The organism is Mesorhizobium sp. M7A.F.Ca.CA.002.09.1.1, from assembly GCF_003998555.1.
Classification (GTDB): Bacteria; Pseudomonadota; Alphaproteobacteria; order Rhizobiales; family Rhizobiaceae; genus Mesorhizobium; species Mesorhizobium ciceri.
This window is the reverse complement of record NZ_RZRR01001154.1, coordinates 1-1,443: the sequence shown is the minus strand read 5'-3', so window position 1 is coordinate 1,443 and position 1,443 is coordinate 1. Positions and strand designations below refer to the sequence as shown.

Annotated in this window: 4 protein-coding genes; all 4 read right to left on the bottom strand. The window is 62.1% G+C overall.

The features are described 5' to 3' along the window. A partial coding sequence (locus EN994_RS31270; RefSeq protein WP_127308143.1) for a VOC family protein occupies nucleotides 1–384 on the bottom strand: 384 nt, incomplete at its 3' end. 39 nt (nucleotides 385–423) lie between these two features. Continuing rightward, nucleotides 424–864 carry a DUF1801 domain-containing protein gene (locus EN994_RS31265; RefSeq protein ID WP_013531184.1) on the bottom strand — a complete coding sequence of 147 codons (441 nt, stop codon included), beginning with the start codon at nucleotides 862–864 and terminating at the stop codon, nucleotides 424–426. A gap of 12 nt (nucleotides 865–876) precedes the next feature. After that, nucleotides 877–1,098 (bottom strand): hypothetical protein, encoded by a 222-nt coding sequence (locus tag EN994_RS31260; RefSeq protein WP_013531185.1) that lies wholly within the window; start codon nucleotides 1,096–1,098, stop codon nucleotides 877–879. Nucleotides 1,099–1,152: 54 nt separating this feature from the next. Then, the coding region (locus EN994_RS31255) for an SRPBCC domain-containing protein (RefSeq protein ID WP_164746406.1) at nucleotides 1,153–1,443 on the bottom strand (291 nt) is incomplete at its 5' end.

Sequence of the window (1,443 nt, the reverse complement as noted above, 5' to 3'; positions counted from 1 at the left end):
CGCCAGTTGGGTGATCTGAACGAGGTTGCCGCAGCTGTCGTTCAGCTGGGCGATGGTTGAACCGGTCACCTCGGTCGGCGGCACGGTGAACGCGCCACCCTTCGCCTTGATGCGCTCGTAGTCGCCCTTGACGTCGTCGGTGAAGAACATGACCGCAGGCTGACCCTGCTGGAAGATGGCTTCCTGATAGGCCTTGGCGGCCGGGTTGTCGTTGAGCGCGAGCTGCAGTTCGGTTCCATCAGGCTCTTCAGCCGAGGTCACTGTCAGCCAGCGATAGGGCCCGTTGCTGAAATCGGCCTTCTTGGTGAAGCCCAGCACGTCGGTGTAGAAGCGCAATGCGTTTTCCTGGTTGTCCACATACACGCTGGTCAGCTTGATCTTCATCGCTCTTTCTCCTCTGTCGTATTCTTGCGTCTGTGGCCGCTACGGGGTCCAGCCGGGCAGGGCGGCGGCCTGCTTGATCCATTCCGCCATTTGCGCCTCGTCGAACCGGTCTTCGCGGATGTCGATCCAGCGCACATCCTTGCTCTTGGCCGTGCCGCCTGGTGGGATCGGTTGCAATGAGATGCCACTGAAAAAGGTCATCTTCACATAGTGGGTGAATACATGGAAACTCGCGAACCAGCCCTGGCCTTCGATGCCGTAGAAGGGTGAGTTCCATCGCACGGCCTTGCGGACGTCAGGCACGTTGCCCACGATGAGCGCGTCGAGGCGCTCGCCCAGGCCGCGCTTCCAGTCCGGCATCGCAGCGATATAGGCCTGCACCGGGGCGTCGCCGTCGCCCTTGGCGATTTGCGGGTTGCCGCCGGAGAGCAGCACTGGCGCAGCCTTGGCCTCGGTCGATTGTCCCTGCGTCTTGGCCACTCTGCCCCACTCCTACCCGCCGGCACGCTGCACGCCGCGTCCCTTGGCGGCATAGGGCAGCACGAACATGTACAGGCCGCTGAGCAGCAGCAGGAGGAGCGGCAGGAGCGGCGAGTAGACCACCCAGGCGGGAGGCTGCCTGAATGCCATGGTGGCGAAGTTGGCGATGACGGTCAGCGCAAAGATGATCGACAGCCAGCGATGCATTTGCCGAACCCACTTGTTCCAGTCCAATAGTTCCTCCTGTCAAAACAGCCGGTGCGGGCCACCGATCCGCACCTGCGAGTTTCAATCTATCCGCGCCAGGACCTGACTCAGATTTGCAAAGTACTGTCGCCACCCGCTCGTCGCGCCCCGATACGCCTGCTCCTGATCCGGCCGGAAGCCGGACTGTTCCATACGCAACCGGGTGCCTGTGCTGGTCGGCACGAGGGTCCAGGTGACGACACTCTCAAGGCCATAGGCCTGCCAGGTGTAGGACAGTGTCTTGTTCAACTCGACGGCTGTTACCTGACAGTCCACAACGATGCTCACGTCAGGTTGCGGTTCCTTCCGCAGCTTGAAGCGGTGGTCCACGAC